Origin of the sequence: Nostoc sp. (assembly GCF_036919575.1) — a bacterium.
GTDB lineage: Bacteria > Cyanobacteriota > Cyanobacteriia > Cyanobacteriales > Nostocaceae > Nostoc.
Genome location: NZ_JBALBY010000005.1, coordinates 109,886 through 115,903 on the forward strand (window position 1 = coordinate 109,886; position 6,018 = coordinate 115,903).

Genomic DNA, 6,018 nt, shown 5'->3' on the forward strand with positions numbered 1-6,018 from the left:
GTTAAAAAACAATCTCCTCCCTCATCCTCTCTTCCAGCACATCCAACAACCCATCCACATCCTTCCCAACTTCCTCAAAACAAATCGGTGGTGCTGGTTCCGGTGCAAACTGAATTAACTTAATTTCCCCCTTACCAATCCCAATCATCACAACCTCCACATCCGGCTTGTGATTCTCAACAATCCCCAAAATTTCCTGAAGCCGATTATCAACTTGATTATTTAACTTGTCAATCTGCTCTTTCGGACAATAAACAAAATGCGGCGTTGGTTGCAAATCAATACCAACAGTACCTTGACTGTCACCATTTGCTAACCACAATCCCCAAAAAAGCGCCGCCAATTCTTGCTGATTTGCTTTCACAAACTTATCCAACTGGCGACGCCACTTAGTATCACCTGATTCTGTTTGACTATTGCCAAAAAACATAAATAATTCGTAATGAAGACACAAAACTTTGCGCGAAAGTTATCTCAAACCTGACTGTACACGCCAGAGACTAGAATAAATCTCATCTTTCTCCAACAGTTGCTCATGGGTTCCCGACTCTACTAATTTTCCATGTTCCATGACATAAATGCAATCGGCATTGCGGATGGTGGAAAGACGATGTGCGATCGCAATTGTAGTTCTATCGACTGTAATCCGTTCGAGCGATCGCTGGATTGCCGCTTCTGTTTCATTATCCACCGCCGAGGTCGCTTCATCTAAAATCAGAATGGGGGGATTCTTCAAGACTGCGCGGGCGATCGCAATCCGTTGTCTTTGTCCACCAGATAACTTTTGTCCTCTTTCCCCCACAATTGTCTCATAACCTTCGGGCAATTCAATAATAAATTCGTGCGCCTCCGCTATCTTCGCCGCCGTGATAATTTCTTCTTCTCTAGTCTCAAAGCTACCATAAGCAATATTCTCAGCTACAGTGCCATGAAATAGAAAGACATCTTGACTTACCAAACCAATGCAACGGCGTAAATCTTGCAAATTCAAACTTTGTAAGTCAATGCCATCGAGAGTAATGCTTCCGGTTTGCACTTCGTATAACCGCAACAAAAGTTTAACTAAAGTGCTTTTTCCAGAACCAGTTGAACCGACAATTGCGATCGTTTTTCCTGCTGGAATATCCAAAGACAGATTTTTAATAACTGGAAATCTATCTTTATAAGCAAAATAAACATTTTTAAATTGCACTTCGCCGCGCACTTCATTCACAGGTAACGCCACATCACCTGTATGAATAGCGATAGGAGTATCCAACAAATTCATGACTCGATTAGTAGAAGCCATTGCCCTTTGATATTGGTCAAATGTTTCGCCTAATCTTGTTAAAGGCCACAGCAAGCGCTGGATTAAAAATACTAATACGCTGTAAGTACCTACAGACATTTTTCCAGAAACCGCAGCCATTCCGCCATACAACAGTAATGCCGTGAAACCTACCAAAATCAGCATCCGAATTAACGGCACAAAAGCAGCAGAAAGAGCAATTGCTTTAGAGTTACTGCGGCGATAAGCATCACTATCTAATTCCAAACGAGAGGCTTCATAAGTTTCGGCAGTGAAACTTTTAATAGTAGTAATTCCACTAATATTATTTGACAAACGCGAATTAAGGAAACCTACCTTTTCTCGTACTTCGGCGTAGCGAGGCGCAAGTAATCGTTGATAAGCAAAGGAACCCCAGAGGATAAATGGCATCGGTGATAAAGACATCCACGCTACACTAGGAGCCAAAATAAAGAAAGCAGCGCCAATAATTACAACAGTTGCGGAAACTTGGATAATATCATTCGCTCCTCCATCCAAAAATCGCTCTAATTGGTTAATATCATCACTAAGAATAGACATTAAACCGCCAGTGCTGCGTTCTTCAAAATAAGCCAATTCCAACTCTTGCAAATGTTTGTATGCATCCAAACGCAAATCATGCTGAATATTCTGAGCCAAATTCCGCCAAAGTCGCGCGTAGGCGTACTCAAAAACAGATTCTAGTATCCAAATGATTACAGTCAGGAAGGAAATAATCAAAAATTGTTGAAAGACATCGCGTACCCCTAACTGTGCAATTATGGAATCCTGCTGCTTGACTACCACATCCACCGCGACGCCAATTAAGCCGGGTGGTGCCAAGTCGAAAAATTTATTCAGGATGGAATAAGTAGTCGCCAGCCAAATTTGTTTACGATACTGGTGTCCATACTCAAGCAAGCGCTGGAGAGGATGCGTTGAATGTTTACGCCTTCTTGATATCCGATGAGATTTTAATACAGTAGCCACGGCTTTTTGCGGTTTCGTGCAACTGATATTAACACAGAACAAAGTCTTGAGTCTGACGATGAGCGATTACCTACAGTACGCTACGCAAACGCAATTATACTTCTATCGACTGTAATCAGTTCGAGCGATCGCCAGATTGCCGCTTCTGTTTCATTAGGGACTGACAAATAAAAAAATACTCAACTACTTCTTGTGGGGTGGGCAACTTGCCCGCCCATATAGAAAGGCGGGCAAGATGCCCACCCCACATGATTGGGTAATTTATTTGTTGTCAGTCCCTTATCCACCGCTAAGGCAGCTTCATCTAAAACCCAAATGGGCGGATTCTTCAATATTGCCCGCTACAAGTTAATCACAATATAATCTTGACTTTTTTACCAGATGTCTATAATAAAGGGGTTTTTCCCCGCAGGCTGTTTGGGGTTCCGGGTATTTATTATGCTTAATTGCCCGGATATCATATCACATCAATGTATGTATCAGCAAATTGCGTATAAGAGTTGAAACTGAATATGGCAATCTCAGATATCCTCCAAGAACCACAGCGTCTGCGTCCCTTATTTAGCGGACTGCGTGGCGATTTGACGGGAGGGCTGACAGCAGCAGTGGTAGCCTTACCTTTAGCTTTAGCCTTTGCGGTGGCAAGTGGAGTAGAACCAAAAGCAGGACTTTACACCGCGATTGTGGCGGGAATTGTCGCGGCAATCTTTGGCGGTTCCTCGGTACAGATTACAGGACCAACAGGTGCAATGGCCGTGGTTTTGGTGGGAATTGTCGCCAAGTACGGCATAGAGAAAGTTTGGATTGCTGGGGTGATGGCTGGGATTATCCAGATTGCCTTGGGGGTTGCCAAACTTGGACAGCTAGTGAAGTTTATTCCCTATCCAGTGACGGCAGGCTTTACCAATGGTATTGCCGTGATTATATTTTGTGGTCAATTAAATAATTTCTTTGGTTTACAACTACCGCGCAGTGAACATTTTGCGCCCGGACTTTGGCAAAGTGCAACTCATGTAGAAGCTTTAAACTGGGCTGCTGTTGGGTTGGCAATAGTGGTGATTGCAACCACGGTTTTGTGGCCTAAGATTAATTCTACAATACCGGGTTCTTTAATGGGGTTGGTGTTGGCAACAGCGATCGCTAGTTATTTCCATTTGGATGTACCGACAATTGGCAGCATTCCGCAATCTTTACCGATGCCTCAAGGTATTCCCCACTGGAATGATTTTAGCGTGATTCGGGAACTGATTAATCCAGCTTTGGCTTTAGCAGCACTGGGAAGTATTGAATCGTTGCTATCGGCGGTGGTGGCTGATGGAATGACGGTGAGCGAAAAACATAATAGCGATCGCGAATTAATTGGTCAAGGATTAGCAAATATCATTGTCCCATTTTTTGGGGGCATTCCCGCAACAGGTGCGATCGCTCGGACTGTTGTGAATGTCCGTTCTGGCGGCAAAACCCGACTATCAGGGGTAATTCATGGCGTTGCTTTAGCGATTATTGTTTTAACTTTAGCACCCCTAGCAGCCCAGATTCCTTTAGCGGCACTTGCTGGCATTTTGATGGTGGTTAGCTTGCGGATGATTGAGTGGGATGGCATTGGTTTATTAATGCGTGCTACCTACTCCGACTTTGCGGTGATGATTCTCACCTGGCTAGTGACAATCTTGTTTGACTTAGTTCTCGCTGTGGAAGTGGGATTGATTGCAGCTGGAGCCTTATTCATCAAACGGATGAGCGATTTAAGCCTAGTCAAAATACCTGAAACCGAAGTATTTCCCCCTGGTACTCCTCTGGAATTAGGTAAGGAAATCGCAGTTTATCGCGTAGATGGCCCCGTATTTTTTGGTGCTGCGGAACGGTTTGCTACTTTCCTGCGCGATGAACCGGAAGTGAAGTATTTAATTCTGCGGTTACGGTTTGTGCCAAATATGGACACAACTGGGTTAGTAGCCTTAGAAGATATTTATCACGACATGGAACGGCACAATTGCCGCTTAATTCTCACAGGTTTACAACCCGAAGTCAAACAACTATTAGAACGTTCAGGATTGTTAAAAACAATTGGGTTATCAAATTGTTTTGAAACAACAACAGATGCGATTTGCTCTATCTCTCCTCAGATTGCAGGATGTTCTCAACCTATAGCGGCTGATTTGAAAACAAAAGAATTGATGGAATTAAATGACTAACAATATTTTGCGAATAATCAAAGCCTCTCTTCCTATATAGCGGTTCTCGCTTGAGTGACGTACAAGAACCCCACCCCCAACCCCCTCCCCGCATGCGAGGAGGGGGCTATGATCTACCTTATGTGATTAGGAAACGCTATAAAGGCTACGGTGTACACACAAGTCTCTTAACCTGCAATGGCATTGCATCGGCTGACAATGGCATTGCATTGACTGACAATGGCATTGCATCGACTGACAATGGCATTGCATCGACTGACAATGGCATTGCATCGACTGACAATGGTATTGCATCGGCTGACAATGGCATTGCATCGGCTGACAATGGCATTGTCGAATTACCCCCCTTAATCCCCCCTTGTAAAGGGGGGAGACCGGAAATCTAGTTCCCTCCCCTTTATAAGGGGAGGGTTAGGGTGGGGTAAAACTTTGGTTAATCAGCTATTTCAGACTTCTGTGTTCCTGTAATATTAGGCTGAATGACTTGACGATCAAGAACAATAAGCATCATGAGCATTATCGTCTTCGGCAGCATCAATATAGACTTGGTAGCAACAGCACCTCGATTACCAGTGCCAGGAGAAACATTGCTAGGAGAAGACTTTTTTCAAGTTTCGGGAGGTAAAGGAGCGAATCAAGCTGTAGCATTAGCAAGATTGGGAATTCCTACTCAAATGGTGGGGCGTGTGGGTGCAGACGGTTTTGGTGTAGAACTTGTCAACAATTTGCAAGCATCTGGTGTGCAGATTGACAATATTTTCGTGGATAAGACTGTTAGTTCTGGAGTCGCCATCATCGCCGTCAATCATGCTGGTGAAAATCAAATTATTGTAATTCCTGGTGCAAATGGGTGTGTCAATCAAGAAGATGTCGAGAGATTGTCCCATTTATTCCCATCAGCGACAGCACTGCTTTTACAATTAGAAATTCCGATTACTGCCGTGATTGCAGCCGCAAAAGCCGCCAGAAAAACTAAAATAACCGTAATTCTCGACCCAGCACCCGCACAATCTGATTTCCCAAATGAACTTTACCCGTTAGTGGATATTATCACCCCGAATGAAGTTGAAGCAGCGCAGTTAGTGGGTTTTCCTGTGCATGGGGAAGAACTTGCAGCCAAAGCAGCTGAAGTTTTATTACAACGGGGTGTGAAATGTGCGATCGTTAAACTGGGTGCTAAAGGTGTTTTTTGTGCCACTGCTGAGGAAAAGTTTTTTATACCGGCGTTTCCAGTTCATGCGGTTGACACAGTAGCTGCTGGTGATGCTTTTAATGGCGGCTTAACGGCGGCACTTTTTGAAGGACTTTCTTTACATCAGGCAGTTGTTTGGGGTGCAGCCGCCGGTGCTTTGGCGACAACAAAACCAGGCGCACAAACTTCACTACCGGATAGGTTTACATTTGATGCGTTTCTTAGGGAGTGGGGAGTGGGGAGTAAATAGACCACGCGGTAGGGGCACAGCAGTGCTCATTGGTGTCAACTTAAGCAAAAAGTCAGCATAAGATGTAATCTAAGAACATTGCAATTGATGTTCTTAGTGATAC

General features: G+C 44.0%; 5 protein-coding genes. 2 read left to right on the forward strand and 3 right to left on the reverse strand.

Annotation, left to right across the window (positions count from 1 at the left end; translation table 11 throughout):
- Position 1: 1 nt before the first annotated feature.
- Positions 2 to 430 carry a beta-carboxysome assembly chaperone CcmS gene (gene ccmS, locus V7K27_RS02270; RefSeq protein WP_334943888.1) on the reverse strand — a complete coding sequence of 143 codons (429 nt, stop codon included), beginning with the start codon at positions 428 to 430 and terminating at the stop codon, positions 2 to 4.
- Positions 431 to 469: 39 nt separating this feature from the next.
- Positions 470 to 2,278, reverse strand: coding sequence for an ABC transporter ATP-binding protein (locus V7K27_RS02275; RefSeq protein ID WP_334943889.1), 1,809 nt, complete (start codon positions 2,276 to 2,278; stop codon positions 470 to 472).
- 512 nt (positions 2,279 to 2,790) lie between these two features.
- Between V7K27_RS02275 and V7K27_RS02280 the strand changes: the two genes are divergently transcribed.
- Positions 2,791 to 4,473, forward strand: coding sequence for a SulP family inorganic anion transporter (locus V7K27_RS02280; protein WP_334943891.1), 1,683 nt, complete (start codon positions 2,791 to 2,793; stop codon positions 4,471 to 4,473).
- A 145-nt stretch (positions 4,474 to 4,618) separates the two neighbouring features.
- Here the strand turns inward: V7K27_RS02280 and V7K27_RS02285 are convergent, their stop codons facing one another.
- The gene (locus V7K27_RS02285; protein ID WP_334943893.1) at positions 4,619 to 4,804 is read right to left on the reverse strand and encodes a hypothetical protein; all 186 of its coding nucleotides are present in this window, start codon (positions 4,802 to 4,804) and stop codon (positions 4,619 to 4,621) included.
- 178 nt (positions 4,805 to 4,982) lie between these two features.
- On the opposite strand from V7K27_RS02285, the gene rbsK reads away from it, so the two are divergent.
- On the forward strand, positions 4,983 to 5,915 hold the full coding sequence (gene rbsK / locus V7K27_RS02290) for a ribokinase (protein ID WP_334943895.1): 933 nt from the start codon (positions 4,983 to 4,985) through the stop codon (positions 5,913 to 5,915).
- The last annotated feature ends 103 nt before the right edge of the window (positions 5,916 to 6,018 follow it).

Bases quoted from the DNA above. Each gene is read 5' to 3' on its own strand.
- ccmS (WP_334943888.1), bottom strand. From the start codon at position 430: ATGTTTTTTGGCAATAGTCAAACAGAATCAGGTGATACTAAGTGGCGT.
- V7K27_RS02280 (WP_334943891.1), top strand. From the start codon at position 2,791: ATGGCAATCTCAGATATCCTCCAAGAACCACAGCGTCTGCGTCCCTTA.
- V7K27_RS02285 (WP_334943893.1), bottom strand. From the start codon at position 4,804: ATGCCATTGTCAGCCGATGCAATGCCATTGTCAGCCGATGCAATACCA.
- rbsK (WP_334943895.1), top strand. From the start codon at position 4,983: ATGAGCATTATCGTCTTCGGCAGCATCAATATAGACTTGGTAGCAACA.